The sequence below is a fragment of the Pseudolactococcus piscium genome (assembly GCF_002441695.1).
GTDB lineage: Bacteria > Bacillota > Bacilli > Lactobacillales > Streptococcaceae > Pseudolactococcus > Pseudolactococcus piscium.
Genome location: NZ_JXJW01000011.1, coordinates 72702 through 88276, shown reverse-complemented (window position 1 = coordinate 88276; position 15575 = coordinate 72702). Strand labels below are relative to the sequence as shown.

Genomic DNA, 15575 nt, shown 5'->3' with positions numbered 1-15575 from the left:
TGGTTAAAATACCAGTAGTACTATCAAAAGCCCAAGGTGCATCTCCCCAGAGCAGTGTTTCAGCTTTTAAGTTTCCAGGAGTTTCAGCTTTCTCTGTTTTCTGTTCCTCAGTAGTTACTTGCTCGGTTTCATTTTTAGCAGATTTTTGTTCCTCAGTAGGTACTGCCTCAGTTTCATCTTTACCAGTCTTAGCTTCTTCAGTAGGCACTGATTTAGTTTCTTTATCTGGTGTATTTTCAGTTTCGTCGTTTAATTCAGTTGTGATAGCAGGAGTATCTTGGCTAACAGCAACTACCTGTGCAATACTTGTGAGCGGTGTTCCCATCGACAAAAGTGTCAGAGAAAACAAAGTGAATAGTTTATTTTTTTCATATTTTAATGTCCCTTTTTTTCTGATATAGAGAATCAGTGCGACTAAAACCAGTAGTATCAGTCCAGCACAGATAAGACTTGGTAACGTCTCCTCTCCAAGGGGCAATAGCTGATTACTAGAAGGTGTACCGGCTATAGTTGACCTGTCAATAAATGTAATGTTGGCATCAGTTTTGACTTGGTCCTTAGTGTCCCCGTAAACTCTAGAGATAGGCCCTAAAAGCATCATCCCTATCAATATGGGGGCCAAAGTTAATTTTATCTTTTTCATCTCGTTCTTTTGACCTCTTTATTTAATAATCATTTTCTTGTAATCATTTTCTTAATTTTGTGATAAAGCAGATTTAAAAGCATGCTTAACTCAATTAATACCGTAATTATCTCTTGAAGTAGGTATTACCACAGTATAGAGATTTTTACTTTTATATCGGAGTAGCTAGTTTGTATTTGTGGCTCTACAGAACCCAGAAATCATACAAAAAGAGACTTAGCCTTTATATACAGGTTCTGTATAGCAAGTCTAACTCCCTCCTTTTTTTAATGTTTAACCTAGTTTCATTAAGCTGTTGGATCTGCGATTAGTTCATAGGTAATCGTTGTGGAATACGTATCTGATTCTTTAACAGAAGTATTTGGAATAGATAATTTTACACCCTTTGTAACTTGTCCTTTGACAGGTGTCATCTTGCCATCTTTATCTGCTGTGTAGCTGACGATTCCCTCTTCTAATTTACTACCTAACCCAAGGCTCCATGAGCCAATACCAGTTGTCATACTAGCAGTCGCAAGATCTTTTGCATCAGAGGTCAAGACAACATCACCAGAAGCTGATTTAGGTGCCCCAGCTTTATCGTCATAAAATAGATTAGAGAATGTAATCGTCGCCCCATCCAATTGTTTTTTGTTATCTTTTGTAGCGATCAAAGGCGTATCTTGCTTAGCAGTAAGTTTCCAACCTTTTCGTTCCGCTCCTCTGTTGTCTGAAACTGAGATAAATGGTAAGAATTCAGTACCATTACTTCCTTTATCTGCTTTTGCAAAAAAACTTGAATCTGATTTTAGCTGAGTACCAAAGTTCAGGTTAGAGGCATAAGATAGCATTAATTCGCCACCTTGTGGATTTGGTTGTGGGTTTGGATCAGGTTTTGGATCTTCGCCTGGTTCAGGTTCAGGTTTTGGTCCTGGCGGTGTCGGTGGTGTTGGTGCATCTGATTTTATAAACGTAAGGTCAGATGTTGTTTTGGCATTCAACGCATCCTTATACGAAGTACCATCAGCATTAGCAATTGACGCGCTTGACAATATCGCCCCAGTCGTTACAATACTTGTCAAGACAAGCGTGCTTTTTAAAAATGTTTTAAGTTCCATTAAGTTTTCACTCTCCTTTAGTGTATTAAAATATGTTACAACGTTATTATAACAATGTGACATATAATTGTCAACAAAAAAATGAAATTTTTTTTATTTTTAACTTTTTTGATTTTTTAAAAATTTTTTAACTTTATTATTGCCTAGGATAGAACGACTTAGTTTATACGTGTCAATGTGGATAGAGGTATCAAAGAGGTGTCATATACTTAAAGTACTTAGCTAATAACAGAGCTGATTAAATAAGTAGTCATGATAGCTATCTTTTATTAACTTAACACGATGAAAACTGGTTTAATATGCCTTAAAATAAGCCAGTACATGCTATACTATAAGTATTAATATGGTGCGCATTTGAAAGAGGAAACCGAGTATGTCAGACAATAAATATCTCTCTCTATTAGCTGAAAAATATGAAACGACAGATAAAGTCAAAAGTGAACTGGTCAACTTAGAAGCTATACTTAACTTGCCAAAAGGTACTGAGTTATATATCAGTGATATCCATGCTGAATATAAGGCCTTTAACCATATCATTCGAACGGGTGCTGGGAATATTAAGGAAAAAATCGATGAAATTTTCCCGGATGAAAATGTGCAAGAGATGGAACACATGGCGATGTTGATTGCCTATCCGACAGATATGTTGCAGGGGAAGCCTACTGATTCAGCTGAGGCTAATCTCTGGTCAGCACTGACAATCAATCGCTTACTAAAATTATTACGTCATCTCGGTACAAAGTATTCTCGCTCTAAGGTGCGCAAGGCAATAGATGAAGATTTCCGTTATTTTACGGAAGAATTAATGCTAAGTGTTGATGCCAATCAGACTGAGAAAAAAGACTATTACCAACAAATCATCAAGCGATTGATTGAACTTGACCAAGATGAGAAGTTCATCCGTAGTCTGTGTATCACGATACAAGAGTTAACTGTCGATCATTTACATGTTGTCGGGGATGTGTTTGATCGGGGGGCTGGCGCAGACAAGGTCATGGACCGGTTGATTCAGTTTCATAATGTTGATTTTCAGTGGGGTAACCATGATGTGCTTTGGATGGGGGCGTATGCTGGTAATTTAGCCTGTCTTGCGACGCTGCTAAGGATTGCAGTCAAGTATAATTATCTCTATGAGTTAGAGGATGCCTATGGCTTAAATCTCAGACCCTTATTTTTGTTTGCAGAAGCACATTATACTGATAATAACTCGGGATTCACACCAGCATCACGCGCAGATGATGAACTTTACGGGGTGGAAAACCAAACACGGCTATCACAAGTGCATCAAGCGCTATCTATCATTCAGTTCAAGTTAGAAGGACAGATCATCTCTAGGCGACCGGATTTTGAGATGGCAGATCGTAATTTACTTGAGAGAATTGACTATGATCAGCAGACCATCAATCTGGCTGGTGAAACGTATACACTAAAAAATGCGTGTTTTCAAACAATTTCCCCTGAGCTGCCTAATCAACTGACTGACGGTGAAAGCTATGTCATGACAGCTATCTTATCCTCACTTCAAAAATCTGAGAAATTTCAACGGCATATGCACTTTCTAGTCGAAAAAGGGTCAGCTTATTTGGTCTATAACCGCCATCTGTTATACCATGGCTGTATCCCTTTAAAAGATGACGGCTCATTTTTGGAGATGAAAATCGAGGATGCTAGCTATTCTGGTCGGGCCTTGCTTGATCAATTTGATGCGCACATTAGGCGAGGTATTCACTATCCTGACATCGGAGATGATTATTCGACAGATCTGATGTGGTATGCCTGGGCTGGTAAATGTTCTCCCTTATTTGGCAGATCATCGATGACGACCTTTGAACGGTATTTCATTGCAGATAAAAAAACGCATCAAGAAGGGGATAATGCCTACTTTACCTACCGTGAGGATCCTAAAATGATGACCAAGATTTTAGCTGAATTCGGTTTAACAGATCCCCAGTCAGTTGTCATTAATGGACATACGCCTGTAAAAGTAGGTGATGGTGAAAGTCCGATTAAAGCAGCAGGTAAACTGATGGTCATAGATGGTGGGATGAGCAAAGCCTATCAAAAGACAACAGGTATCGCTGGTTATTCCCTACTAAATGACTCCTATGGCTTTAAAATCGTCACGCATGCACCTTTTACGTCGATAGCCGACATCTTAGCTAAGGGTAAGGGCAATGAATCTTTGAAGTATTTTCTTGAAGAAAAACCGAAGCGTCGCATGATTAAAGATACAACGATTGGTGACAAATTACGTGCAAGCATCACTGATTTAAATGCCTTATTGGACTATATGCCCTGATTGGCTGACTAGGCCTATTTCGACAAAAAGGAGGATATGACATGATTGATTTACTACTGGCACTGGTGATGACAGTCCTATCTACATGGGCACTTGCATCGTATGCAAACGCAACAAAATAAAATTATCAAAACACCTTAAATCATGATTGATGTTTAAGGTGTTTTATCATGCGATAACCTATTATATACAAATAGATGAGACAGTATAGTGACGCTTATTGTTTACTAAACATAGAAAATATAGTAAAATAAGACCAGATATCATGAGGCATCAAGACTGATACGATACCGCTGTCGGGTTTGAGTAGTCAGATTATCATGCTAGAAAAACAAAGTAAAGGATAAAGTAGAGATGGCAAGTATCAGAGAAATAGCAAAATTAGCTGGCGTATCTCCTGCCACGGTTTCCCGAGTTTTAAATGCCGATGAGACGATGAGCGTTAAAGCAGCAACAAGAAGTAGAATCATTCAAGTTGCCAATCAACTAAATTATCATAAGGTAAGTAATTTAGGGGTTAAGTCACCAAAGCAGGCTAATTTACTATCCATTGCTTTAATTAAAACGCATGCTTCAAAAGGTGAAAGTGATGATCCTTATTTCAGGTTGATAAGAGAAGGGATCAAGAGTGAGGCAGATATATGGAGTTTTAGACTTGAAATCCTTAAGTTAGGTGAGATTAGACTGGATCAGCTTGGCAACTTTGGTGCAGTAATTGTGGTTGGTGTATTAACTGATGGCGCCTTATCACAACTTTACGACGTCAATCCGAATCTGATTGTTGTTGATCATTATTTTGCAAGTTCACAATATGATCTTGTCCATCATGATTTTGCCAAACAAACACAAGCAGTTCTAGATTATTTATATGAACAAAATCATCGGCAGATCGCTTTTATTGGTGGGGACATAGAAGTAGTAGATCTAAACGGAGACAAGCAAGACGTATTATCAGACGTTAGAACAATTGCCTATAAAAATTGGATGACACTTCATGGTTTGCTAGATCACTGCCAGGTGAGAACAGGAAACTGGACGATGGCATTTGGCTTGACTGCGACCAATGATTTACTAGAGCAATCAAAAGAGATGTTGCCAACCGCCATTGTTTCAGCAAGTGATCCGATGAGTATTGGAATTTATCGTGCACTGCAACTCAAATCAATCCCTATACCTCAAGCACTATCCGTTTTTAGTTTTGACGATATTGAGATGGCAAGCTATATGTCTCCTCCACTTAGCACTGTTCAAATAGATAGTCTAGAAATAGGTCGAGTTTCCGTTAGACTGGCTAAGGAAAGAATGATAGATGGTCGTAAGAGCGCCCTTCGTGTTGAAGTTGCCTCTAATCTGATTTTGCGTGAGAGTGTTAGAAAAAATGACTGATTGCTTGTCAATGGTCTTTTTTTATAGGCAATTTAGATCCTATTTAACACTATTGACAACGCTTTCAAAAAACTATATACTATACTGAGTAAACGTTTAGTAAAAAATAAAGCGAATGAGGTATCACATGACATTAATTACATTTGATGAACACAATCAAGTTTTTCACCTATCCAATAAGACGATTTCCTACATTATCGGACTTGAAAGAGCATCATATCTTAGTCATCTCTATTTTGGCAAGGCGATTAAGACGTATCATAATAGCCGGAAATACCCACTTATAGACCGCAGTTTTTCACCTAATCCTGCGGGTTTACCACTTAAAACACGGGATTTTTCCTTGGATGTGATCCCACAGGAGATGCCAAGTCATGGTCATGGGGACTTCCGAAATCCAGCTGTTCAAATCAAGCAAGTAAATGGCTCATCTATTACGGAGTTTGTTTATGATAGCTATGAAATTATGGCAGGGAAACCAGCACTTATGGGCTTACCTGCAACCTATGTTGAATCAGATAGTGAAGCTGAAACGCTTGTCATTACACTAGTTGATCACTTGCTTGAGCTTACTTTGAAGCTATCCTACACAATATTTGCTGATAGACAGGTCATTGCTAGAAATTCCTTTCTTGAAAATAAGGGTCAGGAATCGGTCAGCATTGAGAAAATTGCGAGTGCATCACTTGATTTAGTTTCACAGGACTTAGAGCTTATCAGTTTGGCTGGTCGTCATAACAAGGAACGTGAGATTGAGCGTCAGACGGTACAGAGAGGCACTCGGATTATAGATAGTAAAAGGGGATCATCAAGTCATCAAGCCAACCCCTTTATTGCACTCGTGTCGCCAAAGACAGATGAGTTTACAGGCACTGCAATTGGCTTGACCTTAGTTTATAGTGGTAATCATGAGATGCTGGTTGAACGTGATCAGTTCGAACAAACCAGAGTGATGGCAGGTATCAATCCCTTTGGTTTTGAGTGGGAGCTAGAACCGAGTCAAAGCTTCCAATCACCAGAAGCCCTGCTCGTTTTTTCAGATCAGGGGTTAAATGGTATGAGTCAAACCTTTCATGATGTGCTTCAAAATCGATTGGCTAGAGGGAAATTCAAACATGCAGACCGACCGATTTTGATTAACAACTGGGAGGCAACTTATTTTGACTTTAATACAGATAAAATAAAGGCAATCGTAGATGGCGCAGCTGAGCTCGGTATTGAGTTATTTGTGCTTGATGATGGCTGGTTTGGCAAACGAGAGGATGATACGTCAGGATTAGGGGATTGGTTTGAAAATACGGATAAACTATCAGGTGGTTTAGCTGGTATTTCTGACTATGTCCACGCAAAAAACATGTCATTTGGCTTATGGTTTGAGCCAGAGATGGTAAATGCTGATAGTGATCTCTATCGTGCCCATCCTGATTATGCCCTTCAAATACCGAATCGTAGTATCAGTACCTCACGCGATCAATATGTGCTTGATTTTTCTAGAAAAGATGTCCGTGAGACAATCATAGCTAGGATGCGCCACATTCTTGATACCGTCGATATCGACTATATCAAATGGGATATGAACCGGAGTTTGACGGACGTCTATTCTGCAACACTTGGCAGTGCGAATCAAGGTGAAGTATTTCATAGATATGTGCTCGGTCTATATGAGATGCTAGAAACGTTGACAACAGAGTATGATCATATACTTTGGGAAGGATGTTCAGGAGGAGGCGGTCGATTTGACCCTGGTTTCCTATATTACATGCCACAAAGCTGGACAAGTGATAATACAGATGCTGTCGAAAGACTTGATATACAATATGGGACGAGTTTCCTATATCCTATTTCATCGATGGGCTCACACGTCTCAGTTGTCCCTAATCACCAAACACATCGTGTGACAGGTCTTGATATTCGGGGAGATGTTGCCATGAGTGGTGTGTTTGGCTATGAGCTCAATATACAAGATATGACAGTAGCAGATAAAGTGACGGTTAGTGAACAAGTTGCCTTCTATAAACAGCATCGTCAATTACTTCAGTATGGCAAGTTTCATAGGCTTATGTCGCCATTTGAGACATCGCATGCTGCCTGGCTATTCGTTAATCCAGATAAATCACAAGCCATCGCCTTCTATTTTAGGAAATTTGTTGAGTCAGCTGGCCCACTCCACACGATTAAATTTGCAGGTCTTGATCCAGAAAAAGTGTATCAAGTGAATGGCGACGCAAGTTATGGTGGAGATGAGTTGATGCATGTTGGCATCTATCTTGATCCCTTTATGGTTGGTGACTATCAAAGTCGTAAGTTTGTGATAGATGAAGTGATTTAAGAGGTGTAATCACCATTAAGCAAGTTTATTCTCACATCATAAAAAAACGCTGATTTGGCGTTTTTTTTATTAATTAATGACTTAGTCTAGCAATAAAGTATGGATCGGATAAAATAAAAATAAGCGATAAACTTGCTTATTTCTTTATGCGATTCATATTGGTAGAAGTCAATGTTTCAAGCATCAAATTATCATGATTTTCAGCACGAAATTTCGTTGGGCTCACGCCATAACGCTTTTTAAATGCATTTGAAAAACCAAGAGAATCTGTAAAGCCGATACTCTCTGAGATTTGAGAAATCAAATTCTCTGAATGAATAAGCAACATGATTGCTTGGCCCATACGTAAGTCAATTAAATATTTTTGTGGTGAGAGGCCATACTTATGTTTGAAAACTGTAAAAAGATAGGCACGTGAAATCATCACATGGGCTAAAACGTCTTTTATTTTGATGCCACGCTTATAGTTATTATTGATAAACATATAGGCTTTTTCAGCATAATAATCAGATTGATTTTTATGAGAACTTGACAGTTTTGGGAAAGCAGTCATTAGACTTTTCATTAACAAAAAAAGTTCTGCTTGAATGCGTAAATCAATACAAGCCATATCCTCATAGGATAGAGTATAAATTTGATTAAATGACTTGATAAAGTCAGTTGTGCTGACATTTTTTAATACCCAATTTTGGTCGTTTACTGAAGTTCTGGCAAATAAATCTGCTATAATTCGACCACTAATACCTAGCCAGTTATAGACCCATGGATCAATAGGATCTGACTGATAAAAGGTCTCAACTTCAGCAGGTAATATGAAACAATCACCAGCTTCTAAACCATACTTTGAGCCATTAATTGTGAATATACCACGTCCTGATACAATATAATGTATGACATAATTTTCACGTTTTGTAGGGCCAAAACTAAAACTAGGGATTGTGGTTTCATTACCCACAAAATCAAGGTTGATATCTAAATAATTTTGATGAAACTCTCTATATTTCATAATTTACTAAACTTTCTTTTGTAAACGTTTACTGCATACATTTTACCATAAATTAAGAACGTCTGTCTATATCCATACTCATATTTCTATCATATAATAAAGATATAGAAAGCGCTTACTAAGCACTAACTAAATATAAGTTCTAGAAGAGGGAAACTTAATATGAATAAAAGAACAAAATGGGCAATGACAGTTGTCAGTTTAGCATCAGTAGCTTTATTAGCGTCTTGTGGTAGTACAAGTAGCAAAAAAACTGAAATTGAATTTTTCACTCAAAAAAAAGAGACACTAGGCATTACAAAAGAAATTGCTAAAGATTTTGAGAAGGAGAATAAAGACATAAAAGTAAAAGTTGTATCTGTCCCAGATCCGAGTAATGTTTTGAAAACACGTATTTCTTCAAAAGATACACCTGATGTTGTTAATATCTATCCACAAAATTCAGATTTTAAAGAATGGGCAGCGAATCATGTATTTGAAGACTTAACTGGTAAGTCGTTCATGAACAATATCAAAGAAGGCGTTGCTGCACAATATAAAATAAATGATAAGCTTTATAGCGCTCCACTAGATTCAAATGCATGGGGATTCTTCTACAATGTAGATGCCTTTAAAAAACTTGGGATTGAAGCGCCTAAAACCTGGGATGAATTTGAAGCAGTAGTTAAGGATATAAAAGAAAAAGGCAAGGATCAGTCACCTTTCGCACTATCTTTAGCACAAGGTGATGCTTGGTCACTCAATGGATTTGGTCAGTTGGCATGGGCACAAGCTGATGGCGGTTTTGATGGGGCACAAAATGCACTTCGTTTTTCTCCAAAAGGTGCAATTAAAACGGCTAATCCTAATTTTCAATCTGTAGTCAAACAACTAGATATTCTAAAAGGTAATGGTCAAAAAGGTGCAGAAGGGGCAACCTACAATGATGCAATAGCAGCATTTGTAAGTGGAAAATCGCTTATTTTACCTCAAGGTATTTGGGCACTTGCTGCTGTTCAACAGCAAAAACCAAGCTTTGAAATTCGGTCATTTGCTTATCCAGGTAAAACAGCTGAAGATGCAATGAGTGTTGGTGCAGCAGATATGGCACTTTCTATTTCTAGTACGTCTAAACATAAAGCAGCAGCCGAAAAATTTGTTAACTACTTTAGCACAGCTAAAGTCTTCCAAAAATATTTTGATGTAAATGGAGAGCCAACATCAGTCAAAGGTGTTAAGACCGAAGGTAAAATGCCAGAACTTGAGGGCATAACACGACTTACATTTACTGATAAACAGTTTGTTTGGTTACAATCTAAATGGACTAGTGAAATTGATTTCCATACACTGACAGCAAATTACGCACGCTCAGGAAACGCAGATAATTTTGCAAAAGAACTAAATGTTTTCTTCGATTCAATGAAATAGAATTATTTTCAGATTTATGGATTTTTCCTAAACTCATCTATTGTGATGAGTTTAGTATAAAGTTCATAAATTCATAAAACTAGAAAAGAGATTAGATTATGAAAGATAAATTTATCAGTAAGTACTGGGGTTACCTCTTCCTACTAGTCCCAATCATCTTGCAATTTATATTCTTTTACTTACCCACTATCCGAGGTGTCATGTTCTCATTCACAAATTGGACGGGATTGACAGATAACTATGACTACATCGGTTTTAAGAATTATACAGCCATTTTTAGTGATCCAAAATTTATTAAAACGATCAGATTTACGATTATTTTTACCATTGGGATGATTGTGGGTCAAGTAAGTATCGGGATTCTTGTTGCTCGTGCTTTGAATGCTAAACTTAGAACGTCTAATTTCTTTCGTGCCATTTTTTTCTTTCCTGCCGTGATTGCAACGGTAACAATCGGTATGATCTTTAAGCAAATTTTTGCATATGGTATCCCCTTGATTGGGGAAACATTCCATATTGCTTTTTTGAAAGAAAACCTACTTTCGAATCCTAAAACAGTTATCTATGCGGTGCTATTTGTTGCTTTGTGGCAAGGTATTGCGACACCAACGATTATTTTTCTAGCAGGGTTACAAAGTATACCACAGGAAATTCTGGAAGCTGCAGCGATTGACGGTGCAAATAGAAAACAAATTTTTAAAAGCATTGAAATCCCCTTTTTAATCCCATCAATTTCTATGGTATTTATCCTTGCTTTAAAAGGTGGCTTGACTGCCTTTGATAATATATTCGTGCTGACAGGTGGTGGACCAAATGATATGACAGCAACATTAGGTATGCTAGTCTACAATACCGCCTTTAAGAATAATAGTTTTGGCTATGCTAATGCACTCGCTGTTGTCTTATTCATTATAATCGTCGTCATTTCTCTGATTCAACAAGCTGTTTCTAAGCGATTTGAAGTGTAGGGAAGCATGAAAGGGTAGAGAAATGAAAAATAAAGAAAATAAGTTACCACATCTATTATTACTAATTATCGGGGCCATACTTATCTTAATCCCCATCTACTTAACATTGGTCAGTTCTTTTAAAGACACGCCTCAAATCATGCAACATTTCTTTAGTTTACCAAAACACTTTACAATGGATAATTACACCCGCTTAATTGAGGATGGCATTGGGAAGTACTTCTTTAATTCGATTATCATTTCTGTTGTTTCAATTGTATTGATCATTTTGATTGTGCCGATGGCAGCATTCTCTATTGCTAGAAATATCAGTCGTAAAACAGCATTTACAATCATGTATTCATTATTGATTCTTGGTATTTTCGTCCCTTTTCAGGTGATTATGTTACCAATTACGAATCAAATGACAGCGCTGGGACTGATGAATTTACCAGGTTTGATTCTCCTATACTTGACATATGCCATTCCACAAACGCTATTTTTATACGTCGGTTATATCAAGTTATCAATTCCTGAAAGTTTGGATGAGGCTGCAGAGATTGATGGTGCAAGTAAACTAACCATGTTTGTTAAAATAGCCTTTCCATTGATGAAACCGATGCATGCAACAACATTGATTCTAAATGCCTTATGGATTTGGAATGATTTCCTCTTGCCACTGTTGATACTTAACCGGGATGATTCTTTTTGGACCTTACCCTTGTTCCAATACAATTATCAAGGACAATATATGAGTGATTTTGGTCCAAGTTTTGCTTCATATGTCATTGGTATTATTACGATTACGATTGTTTATCTCTTTTTCCAAAGAAGTATTATTTCAGGCATGAGTAATGGTGCAGTCAAATAGATTTTAAACGATAGAAAACGTTTACATGGCATGCATATTTTGCTATACTATACTTATTAAACGATTGACAAACTATCAGAGGAGAAAACGATGCCAATTCAAAATAAGGTGATGCTGATTACTTATGCGGACAGTTTAGGTAAAAATTTGAAAGAGCTACAAACTGTGCTTGCTGATGATTTAAAAGGGGCGATTGGTGGTGTGCACTTATTACCCTTCTTTCCATCGACAGGAGACCGAGGGTTTGCACCGCAAGATTATCGTCATGTTGACAGTGCATTTGGTGATTGGGAGGATATCGAGGCCATTGGTGAAAATTACTATCTGATGTTTGACTTCATGATTAACCATCTATCTCGTCAAAGTCCTGAGTTTATTGATTTCAAAGAGAAAAAAGATGCATCAGAATTTGCAGATTTATTTCTTCGAAATAAAAACTTCTGGCCAGAGAATCGGCCGACGCAGGCAGATATAGATCTGATATATAAACGCAAGGACAAGGCACCATTTCAAGACGTAACCTTTGCTGATGGGACACATGAGCTTGTTTGGAATACCTTTGGTGAAGAACAGATAGATCTTGATGTGAATCAAGCGGTTACAAGACAATTTATTAAAGCAACTTTGACACAATTGATTGATCATGGCTGTGATATCGTGCGTCTGGATGCCTTTGCTTATGCCATTAAAAAGTTAGATACAAATGATTTTTTCGTTGAACCTGAGATTTGGGATTTACTAAACGACATCAGAGAGATCACGATGGCAAAAGGGTGTGAGATTTTACCAGAGATTCATGAACATTACAGTATTCAACATAAAATCGCGTCACATGATTTTTATATCTATGATTTTACCTTACCGATGGTTGGTCTTTATACACTCTACTCAGGAAAAACAAATCAATTAGCTAAATGGTTAAAGATGTCACCCATGAAGCAATTTACAACATTAGATACACATGATGGGATTGGTGTCGTTGATGCTGCTGATATTTTAACGCAAGCAGAAACAGATTACACGTCTGAAGAACTGTACAAGGTTGGCGCCAATGTTAAGAAAATTTTCTCATCTGAAGCCTATAATAATCTAGATATTTATCAAATTAACTCAACCTATTATTCAGCTTTGGGAGATAACGATGCTGCCTACTTACTGGCACGTGCCATTCAAGTTTTTGCACCGGGTATCCCGCAAGTTTACTATGTCGGTTTGTTAGCTGGAAAAAATGATCTGGAGTTATTAGAAGCATCAAAAGAAGGCCGTAATATCAATCGACATTATTATGACTTGCCAGAAATTAAGACAGAATTACAACGCCCAGTTGTACAAAAATTGTTGGCACTCTTAACCTTCAGAAATACGGCTGCAGCCTTTGATCTTGAGGGGAGTATTGAGGTTGATACACCAAGTGAGCATGAGATTATTATTAGCCGATTTGATGCACAAAAAGAAAATTGTGCGGTATTGACGGCGAATGCTAAAACATATGCCTTTGAGATTAAGCTTAACGGAGAAAAAATATCAGGACTATGATAGAATATAGTCAACATATTATGTGTCAAGAATTAATGTAAATGATACTTAGAATAGATAGATTGAGGTAAGAAATGACAGTATTGATTTTAGGCGGAGCGGGTTATGTTGGTAGTCATGCGACAGATGAATTTCTGGCGCGTGGCTATGATGTGGCTGTCGTTGATAACTTATCGACCGGTCATCGTGCCGCAGTTGCTGATAAAGCCCGTTTTTATGAGGGAGATATTCGCGACAAGGATTTCTTAGCTGATGTCTTTACTAAAGAGTCAAATATCGAGGGTGTGATGCATTTTTGCGCTTATTCCTTGGTTGGTGAATCGATGGAAAAACCACTCATGTATTTTGAGAATAATGTGGGTGGTGCGATGACCTTACTTGAAGTGATGCATCAGTTTGATGTCAAACATATCGTCTTTTCATCAACAGCAGCTACCTTTGGTATCCCAAAGGAAACGCCAATTACTGAGACGACACCACAAAACCCGATCAATCCTTACGGTGAAAGTAAACTGATCATGGAAAAAATGATGGCCTGGCAAGCCTCAGCAACTGATATGACCTATGTTGCCTTACGCTATTTTAATGTAGCAGGTGCCAAACATGATGGCTCGATCGGTGAAGCACATAAAAATGAAACACACTTGATACCCATCATCTTACAAGTTGCTCTTAGTCAACGTGACAAAATCATGATCTATGGTGATGACTACCACACAGAAGATGGCACTTGTGTTAGAGACTATATCGGTATGACAGACTTGATCGATGCGCATATCAAAGCATTAGCTTATCTAAAAGCTGGTGGCAAGTCAGATGCCTTTAACTTAGGGACTAAAACAGGCTACTCAAACTTGCAAGTACTCGAAACTGCAAGACAAGTAACTGGTCATGCGATTCCATCTGAGATTGGTCCTCGCCGAGCTGGAGATCCTGATGCCTTGGTTGCCGATAGCAGCAAGGCCCAGGAAACGCTTGGCTGGAAACCAACTGAAAGCTTGACTGATATTATCGGTAATGCTTGGAAGTGGCACCAGAAGCATCCTCATGGCTATACTGATTAATAGCAAATAGGGTTATATGAGAACGTGTAGAGAATCAATTTCTGCACGTTTTTTTTGATGCAACAGTCTTATTTTATATTGATAACTGACTAGTATTTTTTAATGCCATACTTTGTTAAGACCTTCTTTTTACGAGTTGATGATACCTCAACGTAAATCTCTGTCGTTGTGATGCTTGAATGACCTAAAAGTTCCTGAATATCTCTGAGATTAGCACCATTATTAAGTAATTCTGTTGCAAAACTATGGCGGAGGTGATGTGGTGTTGCGTTAGGATTAATATTTGATAGATCACGATATTTAAAAAATATATTTTCGATACCATAGATAGAAAGCCGTTTACCGTATTTATTGAGAAAAAAGGCAGATTCTTCAGAAGCAGCAGTATATTGTGATCGTATTTTTAAATAAGTCTTCATCATGATCTTGTCTTGCGTATGTGTTAAAAATAATAAGCGTTCTTTGCGGTTTTTTCCAAAAATTGTGAGTTGGCCATTTTTAGCGTTATAATCATGTAAATTTAAATTTCGTACTTCACATATTCTGAGGCCAAGCGTAATCAAAATATTTAGAATTGCAAAATCCCTTATTTGGTCACGTTGCTTTATTTCAGATTTTGGAATTTTTGAGATACTTGCGAACAATTGCTTTAGTTCGAAAACAGTCAGTGTCTTTGGAAGTCTCTTTTCTTTTCTTATTTTGACGTGGGGTAGTGTGAATTGTGTGATTAAATTTTGTTGTGATAAATAATGATACAGTAATTTCATAGTGACTATTTTCCTACTTTTAGTAGTGGAACGATAGGTATCAGTTTTTTCAAGATAGGTAAAATAGTTAATCATACCAGCTTCAAGCTGAAAATTATGGTGGATACAATAGGCAGAGAATTTTGATAAGTCAACCTGATAAGCTTTTAAAGTTGATGGCGATAGATTCTCAAGTTTTTTGGTAGAAATGAATGATTTAATGATATGGTTCATAAGTTCTCTT

Annotated in this window: 12 protein-coding genes; 8 read left to right on the top strand and 4 right to left on the bottom strand. The window is 37.5% G+C overall.

Features of this window, described 5'->3' with window-relative positions; all coding sequences use genetic code 11:
* Positions 1 to 643 (bottom strand): hypothetical protein (locus RU86_RS06590; protein ID WP_143468098.1); only part of this gene is annotated, 643 nt, incomplete at its 3' end.
* Between the two features lie 287 nt (positions 644 to 930).
* Positions 931 to 1740: a WxL domain-containing protein gene (locus tag RU86_RS06585; protein WP_179296231.1), complete on the bottom strand. Its 810-nt coding sequence runs from the start codon at positions 1738 to 1740 to the stop codon at positions 931 to 933.
* Between the two features lie 373 nt (positions 1741 to 2113).
* On the opposite strand from RU86_RS06585, the gene RU86_RS06580 reads away from it, so the two are divergent.
* From RU86_RS06580 to RU86_RS06570, 3 genes are all read left to right on the top strand, one after another.
* Complete coding sequence (locus RU86_RS06580; RefSeq protein ID WP_096814620.1) at positions 2114 to 4039, top strand: fructose-1,6-bisphosphatase; 1926 nt, start codon at positions 2114 to 2116, stop codon at positions 4037 to 4039.
* Positions 4040 to 4393: 354 nt separating this feature from the next.
* On the top strand, positions 4394 to 5425 hold the full coding sequence (locus RU86_RS06575) for a LacI family DNA-binding transcriptional regulator (RefSeq protein ID WP_096814619.1): 1032 nt from the start codon (positions 4394 to 4396) through the stop codon (positions 5423 to 5425).
* A gap of 127 nt (positions 5426 to 5552) precedes the next feature.
* Positions 5553 to 7754, top strand: a complete 2202-nt coding sequence (locus RU86_RS06570; RefSeq protein WP_096814618.1) for an alpha-galactosidase — start codon at positions 5553 to 5555, stop codon at positions 7752 to 7754.
* 136 nt (positions 7755 to 7890) lie between these two features.
* Here RU86_RS06570 and RU86_RS06565 read toward each other — a convergent pair whose 3' ends face one another.
* A complete protein-coding gene (locus RU86_RS06565; protein WP_096814617.1) occupies positions 7891 to 8760 on the bottom strand; it encodes an AraC family transcriptional regulator in 870 nt (289 codons plus the stop codon).
* A gap of 162 nt (positions 8761 to 8922) precedes the next feature.
* On the opposite strand from RU86_RS06565, the gene RU86_RS06560 reads away from it, so the two are divergent.
* The 5 genes from RU86_RS06560 (at position 8923) to galE (ending at position 14585) form a co-directional block, all read left to right on the top strand.
* Positions 8923 to 10167, top strand: coding sequence for an ABC transporter substrate-binding protein (locus RU86_RS06560; protein WP_096814616.1), 1245 nt, complete (start codon positions 8923 to 8925; stop codon positions 10165 to 10167).
* Positions 10168 to 10265: 98 nt separating this feature from the next.
* Entirely contained in the window at positions 10266 to 11135 is an 870-nt protein-coding gene (locus tag RU86_RS06555) for a carbohydrate ABC transporter permease (protein ID WP_096814615.1), read from the top strand.
* A gap of 22 nt (positions 11136 to 11157) precedes the next feature.
* Positions 11158 to 11985: a carbohydrate ABC transporter permease gene (locus RU86_RS06550; RefSeq protein WP_096814614.1), complete on the top strand. Its 828-nt coding sequence runs from the start codon at positions 11158 to 11160 to the stop codon at positions 11983 to 11985.
* A gap of 90 nt (positions 11986 to 12075) precedes the next feature.
* Positions 12076 to 13521, top strand: a complete 1446-nt coding sequence (gtfA, locus tag RU86_RS06545) for a sucrose phosphorylase (RefSeq protein ID WP_096814613.1) — start codon at positions 12076 to 12078, stop codon at positions 13519 to 13521.
* A gap of 74 nt (positions 13522 to 13595) precedes the next feature.
* The gene (gene galE / locus RU86_RS06540) at positions 13596 to 14585 is read left to right on the top strand and encodes a UDP-glucose 4-epimerase GalE (protein WP_096814612.1); all 990 of its coding nucleotides are present in this window, start codon (positions 13596 to 13598) and stop codon (positions 14583 to 14585) included.
* A gap of 89 nt (positions 14586 to 14674) precedes the next feature.
* Here the strand turns inward: galE and RU86_RS06535 are convergent, their stop codons facing one another.
* On the bottom strand, positions 14675 to 15565 hold the full coding sequence (locus RU86_RS06535; protein WP_096814611.1) for a tyrosine-type recombinase/integrase: 891 nt from the start codon (positions 15563 to 15565) through the stop codon (positions 14675 to 14677).
* Positions 15566 to 15575: the final 10 nt, after the last annotated feature.

What these genes read in the sequence shown, in the direction of transcription:
- RU86_RS06585 (WP_179296231.1), bottom strand. Translation starts at nt 1,740, where the DNA reads ATGGAACTTAAAACATTTTTAAAAAGCACGCTTGTCTTGACAAGTATT.
- RU86_RS06580 (WP_096814620.1), top strand. Translation starts at nt 2,114, where the DNA reads ATGTCAGACAATAAATATCTCTCTCTATTAGCTGAAAAATATGAAACG.
- RU86_RS06575 (WP_096814619.1), top strand. Translation starts at nt 4,394, where the DNA reads ATGGCAAGTATCAGAGAAATAGCAAAATTAGCTGGCGTATCTCCTGCC.
- RU86_RS06570 (WP_096814618.1), top strand. Translation starts at nt 5,553, where the DNA reads ATGACATTAATTACATTTGATGAACACAATCAAGTTTTTCACCTATCC.
- RU86_RS06565 (WP_096814617.1), bottom strand. Translation starts at nt 8,760, where the DNA reads ATGAAATATAGAGAGTTTCATCAAAATTATTTAGATATCAACCTTGAT.
- RU86_RS06560 (WP_096814616.1), top strand. Translation starts at nt 8,923, where the DNA reads ATGAATAAAAGAACAAAATGGGCAATGACAGTTGTCAGTTTAGCATCA.
- RU86_RS06555 (WP_096814615.1), top strand. Translation starts at nt 10,266, where the DNA reads ATGAAAGATAAATTTATCAGTAAGTACTGGGGTTACCTCTTCCTACTA.
- RU86_RS06550 (WP_096814614.1), top strand. Translation starts at nt 11,158, where the DNA reads ATGAAAAATAAAGAAAATAAGTTACCACATCTATTATTACTAATTATC.
- gtfA (WP_096814613.1), top strand. Translation starts at nt 12,076, where the DNA reads ATGCCAATTCAAAATAAGGTGATGCTGATTACTTATGCGGACAGTTTA.
- galE (WP_096814612.1), top strand. Translation starts at nt 13,596, where the DNA reads ATGACAGTATTGATTTTAGGCGGAGCGGGTTATGTTGGTAGTCATGCG.
- RU86_RS06535 (WP_096814611.1), bottom strand. Translation starts at nt 15,565, where the DNA reads ATGAACCATATCATTAAATCATTCATTTCTACCAAAAAACTTGAGAAT.